The sequence below is a fragment of the Klebsiella sp. OBRC7 genome, assembly GCF_000293135.1.
In the GTDB taxonomy this organism is placed as follows: domain Bacteria; phylum Pseudomonadota; class Gammaproteobacteria; order Enterobacterales; family Enterobacteriaceae; genus Klebsiella; species Klebsiella michiganensis.
Genome location: NZ_ALNJ01000026.1, coordinates 1 through 11,213, shown reverse-complemented (window position 1 = coordinate 11,213; position 11,213 = coordinate 1). Strand labels below are relative to the sequence as shown.

At 53.0% G+C, this 11,213-nt stretch carries 10 protein-coding genes, 1 rRNA gene and 1 other annotated feature; of the genes, 7 read left to right on the top strand and 4 right to left on the bottom strand.

The window, feature by feature from the left end; genetic code table 11:
• Positions 1–216 precede the first annotated feature (216 nt).
• From aroF to HMPREF1144_RS05815, 3 genes are all read left to right on the top strand, one after another.
• Positions 217–1,287: a 3-deoxy-7-phosphoheptulonate synthase AroF gene (gene aroF / locus HMPREF1144_RS05825; RefSeq protein ID WP_004853310.1), complete on the top strand. Its 1,071-nt coding sequence runs from the start codon at positions 217–219 to the stop codon at positions 1,285–1,287.
• 9 nt (positions 1,288–1,296) lie between these two features.
• A complete protein-coding gene (gene tyrA / locus HMPREF1144_RS05820; RefSeq protein WP_004853309.1) occupies positions 1,297–2,418 on the top strand; it encodes a bifunctional chorismate mutase/prephenate dehydrogenase in 1,122 nt (373 codons plus the stop codon).
• Positions 2,419–2,486: 68 nt separating this feature from the next.
• Entirely contained in the window at positions 2,487–3,359 is an 873-nt protein-coding gene (locus HMPREF1144_RS05815) for an SMP-30/gluconolactonase/LRE family protein (RefSeq protein ID WP_042927107.1), read from the top strand.
• Here HMPREF1144_RS05815 and pheA read toward each other — a convergent pair.
• From pheA to bamD, 4 genes are all read right to left on the bottom strand, one after another.
• On the bottom strand, positions 3,356–4,516 hold the full coding sequence (gene pheA / locus HMPREF1144_RS05810; protein ID WP_004853306.1) for a bifunctional chorismate mutase/prephenate dehydratase: 1,161 nt from the start codon (positions 4,514–4,516) through the stop codon (positions 3,356–3,358). The two genes, HMPREF1144_RS05815 and pheA, sit on opposite strands and share 4 nt — an antisense overlap.
• Before the next feature lie 30 nt (positions 4,517–4,546).
• Positions 4,547–4,671, bottom strand: a sequence feature (Phe leader region).
• Positions 4,623–4,670 (bottom strand): pheA operon leader peptide PheL, encoded by a 48-nt coding sequence (pheL, locus tag HMPREF1144_RS32860; protein ID WP_101706155.1) that lies wholly within the window; start codon positions 4,668–4,670, stop codon positions 4,623–4,625. (Overlaps the previous feature by 48 nt.)
• Before the next feature lie 106 nt (positions 4,672–4,777).
• Complete coding sequence (raiA, locus tag HMPREF1144_RS05805) at positions 4,778–5,113, bottom strand: ribosome-associated translation inhibitor RaiA (protein ID WP_004104616.1); 336 nt, start codon at positions 5,111–5,113, stop codon at positions 4,778–4,780.
• 271 nt (positions 5,114–5,384) lie between these two features.
• On the bottom strand, positions 5,385–6,122 hold the full coding sequence (bamD, locus tag HMPREF1144_RS05800; RefSeq protein WP_004853303.1) for an outer membrane protein assembly factor BamD: 738 nt from the start codon (positions 6,120–6,122) through the stop codon (positions 5,385–5,387).
• 132 nt (positions 6,123–6,254) lie between these two features.
• Here bamD and rluD point away from each other — a divergent pair, with 132 nt between their 5' ends.
• From rluD to HMPREF1144_RS05780, 4 genes are all read left to right on the top strand, one after another.
• Positions 6,255–7,235: a 23S rRNA pseudouridine(1911/1915/1917) synthase RluD gene (rluD, locus tag HMPREF1144_RS05795; RefSeq protein WP_004853302.1), complete on the top strand. Its 981-nt coding sequence runs from the start codon at positions 6,255–6,257 to the stop codon at positions 7,233–7,235.
• A complete protein-coding gene (yfiH, locus tag HMPREF1144_RS05790; RefSeq protein ID WP_004123735.1) occupies positions 7,232–7,963 on the top strand; it encodes a purine nucleoside phosphorylase YfiH in 732 nt (243 codons plus the stop codon). The genes rluD and yfiH overlap by 4 nt, the downstream gene beginning before the upstream one ends.
• Positions 7,964–8,090: 127 nt before the next feature.
• Positions 8,091–10,664 (top strand): ATP-dependent chaperone ClpB, encoded by a 2,574-nt coding sequence (gene clpB / locus HMPREF1144_RS05785; protein WP_004853299.1) that lies wholly within the window; start codon positions 8,091–8,093, stop codon positions 10,662–10,664.
• Positions 10,665–11,118: 454 nt separating this feature from the next.
• Positions 11,119–11,213, top strand: a 16S ribosomal RNA gene (locus HMPREF1144_RS05780); the annotation flags it as partial.

Here is an 11,213-nt window from a genome sequence, read left to right as displayed (position 1 = left end):
TCGTAAAAGAAATTCGTGGAAGCAGGGAAAAACTGGCGTTTAATGACTCGATGTAAATAATTTTATACGCATTGAGTGAAATACAGCGCTATTTAATTTCAATGTGTAAAGTAAAATTTACGGAATATGGATTGAAATCTTTACTTTGTATGGTATCGTTACGTCATCCTCGCTGAGGCAATTACTATCGCAAACGAGCTATACAGGATCGCAATCATGCAAAAAGACGCGCTGAACAACGTACACATTACCGACGAACAGGTTTTGATCACTCCGGATCAGTTGAAGGCTGAATTCCCTCTGACCGTTGAGCAGGAGGCGCAGATCGCGCACTCTCGCCAGACTATCTCCAACATCATCGCCGGCCGCGATCCGCGTCTGCTGGTGGTATGTGGCCCTTGTTCGATCCACGATCCTGAAACCGCCATTGAGTACGCTCGTCGTTTTAAAGCCCTTGCCGAAGAGGTCAGCGATAGCCTCTATCTGGTCATGCGCGTCTATTTTGAAAAACCCCGCACCACCGTTGGCTGGAAAGGGCTGATTAACGATCCGCATATGGATGGTTCGTTTGATGTGGAAGGCGGCCTGAAGATTGCGCGCCGTCTGCTGGTTGAACTGGTCAATATGGGGCTACCGTTGGCGACGGAAGCGTTGGATCCAAATAGTCCTCAGTATCTCGGCGATCTGTTTAGCTGGTCTGCTATCGGCGCGCGTACGACCGAATCACAGACTCACCGTGAGATGGCTTCTGGCCTGTCGATGCCGGTAGGGTTTAAAAACGGCACCGATGGCAGCCTTGCCACGGCAATTAACGCCATGCGCGCTGCCGCGATGCCGCACCGTTTCGTCGGCATCAACCAGGCCGGGCAGGTGTGCCTGCTGCAAACGCAGGGCAACCCGAACGGTCACGTCATTCTGCGCGGCGGGAAAGCGCCAAATTACGGCCCGGAAGATGTTGCGAAGTGTGAAAAAGAGATGACTCAGGCGGGACTGAAGCCCTCTCTGATGGTAGATTGCAGCCATGGGAATTCTAATAAAGACTACCGCCGTCAGCCTGCGGTTGCGGAATCCGTGGTCGCGCAGATTAAAGATGGTAACCGTTCCATTATTGGTCTGATGATTGAGAGCAATATCCACGAAGGTAACCAGTCCTCTGAGCAGCCGCGTTGCGATATGAAATACGGCGTCTCAGTGACCGATGCCTGCATTAGTTGGGAAACCACCGATGCGCTGCTCCGCGAACTTGATAAGGATCTGCGAGGCCATCTGGCGGCTCGTCTGGCGTAAGAGGATGATATGGTTGCTGAACTGACCGCGTTACGCGATCAAATTGATGAAGTCGATAAGGCACTGCTGGAACTGCTGGCTAAGCGCCTGGAGCTGGTAGCGGAAGTCGGAGAGGTTAAAAGCCAATACGGCCTGCCCATTTACGTCCCTGAACGTGAATCGGCGATGCTGGCGTCCCGGCGCGAGGAGGCTGCTGCGCTTGGTGTCCCGCCGGATCTTATCGAAGATGTTTTGCGTCGCGTCATGCGGGAGTCTTATTCCAGCGAAAACGATAAAGGTTTTAAAACGCTTTATCCGAACCTGCGTCCGGTCGTGATTGTTGGCGGCGGCGGGCAAATGGGGCGTCTGTTTGAGAAAATGCTGACGCTTTCCGGATATCAGGTTCGTATCCTTGAAAAAGACGACTGGTCGAAGGCGGAAGAGATTGTCGCCGATGCCGGTATGGTTATCGTCAGCGTGCCGATTCATATCACGGCGGCAACGATTGCTCAGTTGCCACCGCTGCCGGCGGACTGCATCCTGGTCGATTTGGCCTCGGTGAAAGCGGAACCGCTGCAGGCGATGCTGGCCGCGCATAAAGGTCCGGTATTGGGGTTACACCCCATGTTTGGGCCGGACAGCGGAAGCCTGGCGAAGCAGGTGGTGGTGTACTGCGATGGCCGTCAGCCCGAAGCGTATCAGTGGTTCCTGGAGCAAATTCAGGTCTGGGGCGCGCGGCTCCATCGTATCAGCGCCGTTGAACACGATCAGAATATGGCCTTTATTCAGGCGTTGCGCCACTTTGCGACCTTCGCTTACGGCCTGCACCTCGCCGAAGAGAATGTGCGTCTTGAGCAACTTCTGGCGCTGTCGTCGCCTATTTATCGTCTGGAACTGGCGATGGTTGGTCGGCTGTTTGCCCAGGATCCGCAGCTCTATGCTGACATTATTATGTCCTCGGAAAATAATCTGGCGCTGATTAAGCGATACTACCAGCGCTTCGGTGAAGCTATCGGCCTGCTGGAGCAGGGGGATAAACAGGCGTTCATCGATAGCTTCCGTAAGGTTGAGCACTGGTTCGGTGACTATGCCCAGCGCTTCCAGAGCGAAAGCCGGACGTTGCTGCGCCAGGCAAATGATAATCGGCAGTAAGTCGTCAAACACGTATACAATAAAGCCAGAGGGGTGACCCGCTGGCTTTTTTTATAGGGATGAAAACGATGGCTGAACCACAACCGCTGTTTGATTACACCGGGCATTTACCGGAATGTCCGACCTGGAGCGAAGCCGAACAGGCATTGTACTGGGCCGATATTATGGAATGCGAGATTCATCGCTACGATGTGCAGAAGGGTGAACATCAGGTTCTGCAATTTCCCGAGGAGCCCGGCTGTTTTGCCCTGCGCGAGAAGGGCGGTTTTATTGTCGCTTTACGCAGCGGTATCAGGCTCACTGATGCGCATGGTCTTCTACAGCGAAAAGTCTGCGATAACCCCAGCAACCCGCAATTAGCGCGCTTTAATGATGGTGGAACCGATCGCGACGGCCGCTTTTATGCCGGGACTTTCTGGGGGCCGGGAGATTTTAACGGCGCGCTCTTAGTGCGCATCGGTAACGATCTCTCCCCGCAGGTTATCCAGTGCGATATTCACGGCGCTAACGGTCTGGCGTTTAGCGAAGACAAACGTTGGATGTATACCTCGGATACGCCAAATGCCGTTATCTATCGAACACCTCTTGATGAGCGGGGCGAGGCGGGTAAACGTGAGGTCTTCCTGCGCTTTCAGCCGGGAGAGGGGATTCCAGACGGCGCGGCCATCGATGCTGAAGGTTGCTACTGGAGCGCGATGTTTGACGGCTGGCGTATTGCGCGCTTCTCGCCGACGGGCGAGCAGCTGGAGGAGCATCGTCTACCGGTGCGTTGCCCGACAATGGTCTGTTTTGGTGGAGCGGATATGAAGACGCTCTACATTACCACCACGCGGGAGAATATGGATGCCGAAGAAGTGGCGAAATATCCGCTTTCCGGCGCGATCTTCACCCTGCCAGTTGCCGTGGCAGGGATGAAGAAATTGCCGTTTATCGAACGTTAAACCGGGTCGACCGGTACCACGTTTTCGCTGGCATAGCAGCCCAGCACTTTCATTGAACGCGTTATCTCGGCCAGCTCTTTTAATGCCTTGCGCATTGGCAGTGATTCCAGGTTGGCCTGGATATCCAGATAAAACATCTCTTCCCACGGATTACCGTGAATGGGGCGTGATTCCAGCTTGGTCATGATCAGATTATGGTTTCGCAGCACCAGCAGCGCTTCTACCAGGGCCCCGGCTTGCTGGCCGGTGGCCATCAGCAGCGTGGTTTTCGCGGGGACCTGATCGGAGACTTCCACCGCTTTACGCGCCAGAACCAGGAAGCGGGTGATGTTTTGCGTCTGGTTCGCCTGACAATGTTCCAGGACCTGTAAACCGTGCAGCGCTCCGCCTGCTTCGCTGCCCAGGGCGGCAACGGTCGGCGATTTAGCCTGAGCGACTTTTTCCATCGCTGAGGAGGTGCTGTCGGTATATTCAATGTTCCAGTGCGGATAGCGGCTCAGATACTGGCTGCACTGCTGAAACGGCTGCGGATGGCTGTAGACCGTCGTAATCTGTTGCGCATCGGTGGACGTTGAGACCAGCACGCAGTGATCGATAGGCAGCGTCAGCTCGCCCACGATGGATAAGCTGGTGTGCTGCAGAAGATCGTAAACATCATTGATGCCGCCGGAACTGGTATTTTCAATAGGAACGACGGCATAGTCAGCCTGGCCAGTCTCCACTTGCTCAAAGATATCGGCGAACTTCGCGCAGCCGCTTTCGATAAACTGTTCAAAGTGGCGGGCGGCGTACTGACGAGCCGCAAGGTGCGAATATGAACCTTTAGGTCCGAGGAATGCCACCCGCGCGGAGTGCGGATTAATTTTATTCAGGTGCTGTTGCAGCAGCGTTTGTTGGGTAAGGACCGAGTCTTCAATGATCAGCTGGAACAGGCGCGTGATGTAATGGGCATCAAGATGGTGTTTTTTCCCCAGCGTCATCAGGCGTTCCAGCAGGTCCCGCTCGCGGTCGATATCCCGCACCGGCCGGTGCGATGCCAGCTTGGCTTTGCCGACCTCGACGGCCAGGCCGCGGCGCTCTGCCAGCAGCGCAAGCAGTTTCTCATCCAGAGCGCTGATCTTATCGCGTAGGGCCAGTAATGGGTTTTCCTCGGTCATATGTGTTGCCTTTCTTGTTATTGATTATCAATAAAAAAGGCCTCCCGTTTGGGAGGCCTTGTTGTTCGTCTTCGCATTCTTTATCACACGACGAATTGCCTCCCATTCAGGGGAAGGTAAAAAAGAATGCGAAGAAAAACGGGATCAGTTTCACGATGAATTCCTTGAGTTAGTGGGGATTACAGTACCTGTACTGTTTTCACTCTGTCAATAAAAAACGCGCCCGAAGGCGCGTGGCATGACACAAGCTTAAGTTAAGGATTACTCTTCTTCTTCCACAAAGCCTGCCTCTTTCACCGACGTTGCGGCGCGGCGGGCTTCCCCTTTGTGTTGCACTTTATTGAGCTGCCGTTCCAGCTTGTTGATCAATTCGTTAATTGCGGCATACATATCTTCGTGCCGTGCGCTGGCGACCAGGTGCCCGTTTGGCGTATTGATAGTTGCGTCAGCGACAAAACCCTGCGGCTCCTTAGAGAGGATGATGTGCGGGTTAATTAAGTGGGTTTGCCATTTATCCAGTTTGGCGAGACGGTCTGCGACGTGCTGGCGGATTGCCGGAGTAATTTCCATTTGTTTACTGGTAATGTTCATTGTCATAAATTTTACCTCTTGTCTTTCCCGTCTTGGTAAACTCAGCATACCTCGCCCAATGTCAAAATGCGTGATTTAAATCACATTTTATTGTCACTTTTTGTCAACAAATCTGTTTTGTGAGACAGGACAGGAACAGGTGAGATTTTACTTGTGGAATGGAAGAAAGAGAGCCATATTTGATGAGTTAACTCGGCGCTAAACCGCTTCAGCTTAACAATTTAACGAATAAAAAAACGGCAGCCGCCAGGCTGCCGTTTTGCTTATCTAAGGGCTATCAGGTGTTCTTGCTGTTAGCCGCGATGATTTTCGCAACCTTATCAGCCTGCGCGTTCATCTGCATCTGACGGTAGGCGTTTTCCATTTTCGGAAGCGCGTCGCGGGTGGCCTGCGTATCCGGATAGTTACGCAGCATGCCGTCTACGCGGTTAACGACGGCAACCCATGCGCCACGATCGGTATAGTAATCCACGACCGACAGCTCGTACTTCGCCAGACGATCTTTCAGGAACACCATACGCTTGTAGGCGTCAGTAGCGTACTGGCTGTTAGGATAGCCACGAACCAGTTTGGAGAAGTCGTTAAAGGCATCGCGCGCGTGTTGTGGATCGCGGTCAGAACGATCGACACCGAAGAAGCCCTGCAGCGCACTGTCATCCAACGCCATATTTGTCAGACCACGCATATAAATGACGTAATCAATGTTAGGATGGGTAGGGTTCAGGCGCACAAAGCGATCGATAGCTGCCTGAGCCAACGGCAGATCGGCGTTTTTGTAGTACGCATAAATCAGATCCAACTGTACCTGTTGGGAATAAGGTCCAAAGGGATAACGGTTATCCAACGCTTCCAGTTGCGTTATTGCCTGTTTCCAGTTACCGTCCTGCAGCTTTTGCTGAGCGGTCGCGTAGATCTCATTCGGCGGATTATCGGGCACCTCCTCCTTTGAGCCAGAGCAACCCACCAAAGCCAGGCTCAGTGTGGCTGCTGCCACCAGGTATTTCATGCGCGTCATGACGTTTTGACTTCCTCAAAATGTTTATGCGGGAGAATCTCTGTTCCTGCTCCCGATTAAGACCAGCTACAATAGCACACTATATTAAACGGCAAAGCCGTAAAACCCAACGTTAAAACGAAGAAGCTGTATATGGCACAACGAGTACAACTCAACGCAACGGTGTCCGAAAATCAACTCGGACAACGCTTAGATCAGGCTTTGGCCGAATTGTTCCCGGATTATTCGCGTTCGCGCATAAAAGAATGGATCCTTGACCAGAGAGTGCTGGTAAACGGCAGCGTCAGCGACAAGCCGAAAGAGAAAGTGCTGGGGGGAGAAACGATTGCTATCGATGTTGAAATCGAAGAAGAAGTCCGTTTCCAACCACAGGATATTCCGCTCAATATCGTTTATGAAGATGATGACATCCTCGTAATAAATAAACCGCGCGATTTAGTTGTGCACCCTGGCGCGGGCAACCCTGACGGTACTGTGCTGAATGCGCTGTTGCACTACTATCCGGCCATTGCTGACGTGCCGCGTGCGGGGATCGTGCACCGTCTTGATAAAGACACCACCGGCTTGATGGTGGTCGCGAAGACCATTCCGGCGCAAACCCGCCTGGTGGAATCCCTGCAGCTGCGCGAAATCACCCGCGAGTATGAAGCGGTGGCGATTGGTCACATGACCGCTGGCGGAACGGTGGAAGAACCGATTAGCCGCCACCCGACCAAGCGTACGCATATGGCGGTACATCCCATGGGAAAACCGGCGGTGACGCACTATCGGATCATGGAGCATTTTCGCATTCATACTCGTCTGCGTTTGCGCCTGGAGACCGGCCGTACGCATCAGATTCGCGTACACATGGCGCACATCACTCACCCGCTGGTGGGTGATCAGGTCTATGGCGGGCGCCCGCGTCCGCCTAAAGGTGCGTCGGAAGAGTTCATCACCGCTCTGCGTAAGTTCGATCGCCAGGCCCTGCATGCCACGATGCTGCGCTTATACCATCCGATCAGCGGTATTGAGATGGAATGGCATGCGCCAATTCCGCAGGATATGGTTGATTTGATCGATGCCATGCGCGCTGATTTTGAAACTCATAAAGACGATATCGACTGGTTATGACTAAAGTGATTGTACCGCAATGGCCGATGCCGGAAGGCGTTGCTGCCTGTAGTTCCACGCGCGTTGGCGGGGTAAGTTTATCGCCATACGATTCACTTAACCTCGGCGCTCATTGCGGAGACAATCTGCAGCACGTAGAAGAGAACCGTCGGCGCATGTTCGCTGCCGGCGGTCTGCCGTCATACCCGGTGTGGCTGGAGCAGGTTCACGGTACGGCAGTATTAAAACTCGACGGCGGGCCGTACGAGTCAAAGCGTGCGGATGCGTCATACTGTAATGTGCCGGGTACGGTATGCGCGGTGATGACCGCTGATTGCCTGCCGGTGCTTTTTTGTAACCGCGCGGGTACGGAAGTTGCGGCTGCTCATGCCGGCTGGCGGGGCCTTTGCGAAGGCGTGCTGGAAGAAACCGTTGCCTGTTTTGCCGATAGCCCGGAAAATATTATGGCCTGGCTTGGCCCCGCAATCGGGCCGGACGCGTTTGAGGTTGGCCCGGAGGTGCGTGAGGCCTTTATGGCAAAAGATACTCAGGCGGAGCGCGCATTTCGCCCTGCGGGTGAGAAGTATTTTGCTGATATCTATCAGCTTGCGCGTCAGCGGCTGTCGAGCGTTGGCGTTGAGCAGATTTTTGGCGGAGACCGCTGTACCCTCAGCGAAAAAGATGATTTTTTCTCTTATCGTCGCGACAAGACGACGGGTCGTATGGCAAGTTTCATCTGGCTGATATAACCTGCCGAACTAAGACGATCCAGAAGGCAAACTTATTTTTGCATAGTTCAGGTCTTTAACCTTGAATAATTGAGGGATGACCTCATTTAATCTCCAGTAGCAAATTTGACCTGTTATGGGAGGAGTTATGCGTCTGGATCGTCTTACCAATAAATTCCAGCTTGCTCTTGCCGATGCCCAGTCTCTTGCGCTTGGGCACGACAACCAATTCATCGAACCTCTTCATCTAATGAGCGCCTTGCTGAATCAGGAAGGGGGATCGGTACGTCCTTTATTAACTTCGGCTGGCATCAACGCCGGAGAGTTACGCACCAATATTGAACAGGCGTTGAGCCGATTGCCGCAGGTGGAAGGTACCGGTGGCGATGTTCAACCTTCTCAGGATTTAGTGCGTATCCTTAACCTTTGCGACAAGCTGGCGCAAAAGAGAAAGGACAACTTTATTTCGTCAGAACTGTTCGTTCTGGCTGCGCTTGAATCACGCGGCACGCTGACCGACCTTTTAAAATCCGCCGGAGCCACAACTGCTAACGTGAGTCAGGCGATTGAACAAATGCGCGGAGGTGAAAGCGTGAACGATCAGGGAGCCGAAGACCAACGTCAGGCTTTGAAAAAATTTACCGTCGATCTGACCGAACGTGCCGAGCAGGGCAAGCTTGACCCGGTAATTGGCCGTGATGAAGAAATTCGTCGAACGATTCAGGTTCTGCAGCGTCGTACCAAAAATAACCCGGTGCTGATTGGTGAACCCGGCGTAGGTAAAACGGCCATTGTTGAAGGGCTGGCGCAGCGGATCGTCAACGGTGAAGTGCCGGAAGGGCTGAAGGGGCGCCGGGTGCTGGCGCTCGATATGGGCGCGCTGGTGGCGGGTGCCAAGTATCGAGGTGAGTTTGAAGAACGCTTAAAAGGCGTGCTAAACGATCTCGCCAAGCAGGAAGGCAACGTCATCCTCTTTATCGATGAACTGCACACGATGGTGGGCGCGGGTAAAGCGGACGGCGCAATGGACGCCGGTAACATGCTGAAACCGGCGCTGGCGCGCGGTGAGCTGCACTGCGTGGGCGCTACGACGCTGGATGAATATCGCCAGTACATTGAGAAAGACGCCGCGCTGGAACGTCGTTTCCAGAAAGTATTCGTGGCGGAGCCGACCGTTGAAGATACCATTGCGATTTTGCGTGGTCTGAAAGAACGTTATGAACTGCACCACCACGTGCAGATCACCGACCCGGCGATTGTTGCGGCAGCCACGCTGTCTCATCGCTATATCGCCGACCGACAGCTGCCGGATAAAGCTATCGACCTGATCGATGAAGCCGCATCCAGCATTCGGATGCAGATTGACTCAAAACCGGAAGAGCTGGACAGACTCGACCGTCGCATCATTCAGCTCAAGCTGGAACAGCAGGCGCTGAAGAAAGAGTCTGATGAAGCCAGCATTAAGCGGCTGGATATGCTGAATGAGGAACTGGCCGATAAAGAACGCCAATATTCAGTCTTAGAAGAAGAGTGGAAGGCTGAAAAAGCATCGCTCTCCGGAACCCAGACGATTAAGGCTGAGCTGGAACAGGCGAAAATCGCTATTGAGCAGGCGCGTCGCGTCGGCGATCTGGCGCGGATGTCCGAGTTGCAGTACGGCAAAATCCCGGAGCTGGAAAAACAGCTGGCGGCGGCAACGCAATCCGAAGGCAAGACGATGCGTCTGCTGCGTAATAAAGTTACGGATGCGGAAATCGCGGAAGTGCTGGCTCGCTGGACGGGTATCCCGGTGGCCAGAATGCTGGAAGGCGAGCGTGAGAAGCTGCTGCGTATGGAGCAGGAGCTGCATAGTCGCGTCATTGGTCAGAATGAAGCGGTTGAAGCGGTATCGAATGCGATCCGCCGTAGCCGTGCCGGATTATCCGATCCTAATCGTCCAATCGGCTCGTTCCTGTTCCTGGGTCCTACCGGTGTAGGTAAAACAGAACTCTGTAAAGCGCTGGCCAACTTTATGTTTGATAGCGACGATGCGATGGTACGTATCGACATGTCAGAGTTTATGGAGAAACACTCCGTTTCACGTCTGGTTGGGGCGCCTCCGGGATACGTCGGTTATGAAGAAGGCGGCTATCTCACTGAAGCGGTCCGTCGTCGTCCTTATTCCGTCATCCTGCTGGATGAAGTGGAAAAAGCGCATCCGGATGTCTTTAACATTCTGCTGCAGGTACTGGACGATGGACGTTTGACTGACGGGCAGGGTAGAACGGTCGACTTCCGCAATACGGTGGTCATCATGACCTCTAACCTCGGTTCGGATCTCATTCAGGAACGTTTTGGTGCCCTGGATTATAGTCACATGAAAGATCTGGTGCTGGGCGTGGTTAGTCAAAGCTTCCGCCCGGAATTTATCAACCGTATTGATGAAGTGGTTGTCTTCCACCCGTTAGGTGAAAAACATATTGCTTCTATTGCGCAGATTCAGCTGCAGCGGTTGTATAAACGACTGGAGGAGCGCGGCTACGAAGTCCACCTCTCTGATGAGGCGCTGAAGCTGCTTAGCGAAAACGGCTACGATCCGGTTTATGGCGCACGTCCTCTAAAACGTGCTATCCAGCAGCAGATCGAAAACCCGCTGGCACAGCAGATTCTTTCCGGTGAGCTGATTCCGGGTAAAGAAGTACAGCTGGTTGTGAAAAATGACCGGATAGTGGCAGTGCAGTAAATCACAAAACAGCAAAAACGGGCCAACTCGGCTCGTTTTTGTTTAAAAACCAGGCAATAATTTAATCTCAGTCGATATTTTGCCTGAAAATTGAGCGGGTGAGGTTTTTTTTTTAAATTCCCCTTGCCACTTCAGAATTACTCCCTATAATGCGCCTCCACTGACACGGAACAACGGCACGCAAGCCGCCGGGTCAGCGGGATTCAGCGATGAATGCCGGCAGAGAAAAGCGAAATTAAACGCTTGACTCTGAATGAGGAAGGCGTAATATACGCCACCTCGCAACGGTGAGCGAAAGCCGCGTTGCACTGCTCTTTAACAATTTATCAGACAATCTGTGTGGGCACTCAAAGTGACATGGATTCTTAACGTCCTCGGACGAAAAATGAATACCAAGTCTCAAAGAGTGAACACGTAATTCATTACGAAGTTTAATTCTACGAGCATCAAACTTAAATTGAAGAGTTTGATCATGGCTCAGATTGAACGCTGGCGGCAGGCCTAACACATGCAAGTCGAACGGTAGCACAGAGAGCTTGCTCTCGGGTG

Coding starts and splice junctions, on each gene's coding strand:
- aroF (WP_004853310.1), top strand. CDS start 217: ATGCAAAAAGACGCGCTGAACAACGTACACATTACCGACGAACAGGTT.
- tyrA (WP_004853309.1), top strand. CDS start 1,297: ATGGTTGCTGAACTGACCGCGTTACGCGATCAAATTGATGAAGTCGAT.
- HMPREF1144_RS05815 (WP_042927107.1), top strand. CDS start 2,487: ATGGCTGAACCACAACCGCTGTTTGATTACACCGGGCATTTACCGGAA.
- pheA (WP_004853306.1), bottom strand. CDS start 4,516: ATGACCGAGGAAAACCCATTACTGGCCCTACGCGATAAGATCAGCGCT.
- raiA (WP_004104616.1), bottom strand. CDS start 5,113: ATGACAATGAACATTACCAGTAAACAAATGGAAATTACTCCGGCAATC.
- bamD (WP_004853303.1), bottom strand. CDS start 6,122: ATGACGCGCATGAAATACCTGGTGGCAGCAGCCACACTGAGCCTGGCT.
- rluD (WP_004853302.1), top strand. CDS start 6,255: ATGGCACAACGAGTACAACTCAACGCAACGGTGTCCGAAAATCAACTC.
- yfiH (WP_004123735.1), top strand. CDS start 7,232: ATGACTAAAGTGATTGTACCGCAATGGCCGATGCCGGAAGGCGTTGCT.
- clpB (WP_004853299.1), top strand. CDS start 8,091: ATGCGTCTGGATCGTCTTACCAATAAATTCCAGCTTGCTCTTGCCGAT.